The following is a 681-nucleotide window of genomic DNA, read 5'->3' on the forward strand; positions in this document are numbered from 1 at the left end:
ATCTTGGGTTCAAAGGATGTATGCTCCTCGCCCAAGCTTATCGCAGCTTACCACGACCTTCATAGGCAACTCAAGCCAAGCCATCCCCCAGATAGCACAAGTAGCAAAATTTTAAACAACAATTAAATTTTTAGCAAACTATACTATTGAAATAATCAATCTAATACACAAGAAAAAAGTCTATTTTTTTAACCATCAAGAAGAATAAAACCAATTCTAAAATTTTAGGATAGTCTATTCTAACAAATAATGCTTAAAAAAGAATAACTTTTCTTAAAAAGATTTTCTTCTTTAAAATAACACATAATCTAACAACAATCTGGTTAGTTAGTGCCAGTTAGGGTTACTTATGCACGGAAAATTATAACAAATTCTCCCTTCACATCAGTTTTCTCTAAAACGATGCTGCACTAATAATATAATAATATTAATCAAATTACTAGAATATACTCAGTCTTGCAGATGATTAAGTGTTTGATTACAGTTGCAATCATATCACAATGTATTGTGTCTATAACACACATATAATGTCATATAATCATGAAATAATTATAAAGTATTAGGAGGTGATCCAGCCGCAGGTTCCCCTACGGCTACCTTGTTACGACTTCACCCTCCTTAAAAAACCTAGATTCGAATATAACAAAACATTACATCCTCATCCAAGCCCTTTTTGGGTGG

Annotated in this window: 2 rRNA genes; both read right to left on the reverse strand. The window is 32.3% G+C overall.

From position 1 onward, the window contains the following. A 23S ribosomal RNA gene (locus tag MBBTH_RS00590) occupies window positions 1-112 on the reverse strand; the annotation flags it as partial. A gap of 449 nt (window positions 113-561) precedes the next feature. Then, window positions 562-681 (reverse strand): 16S ribosomal RNA (locus tag MBBTH_RS00595); the annotation flags it as partial.

It is taken from the genome of Methanobrevibacter thaueri, assembly GCF_003111625.1.
Taxonomy (GTDB): Archaea; Methanobacteriota; Methanobacteria; order Methanobacteriales; family Methanobacteriaceae; genus Methanocatella; species Methanocatella thaueri.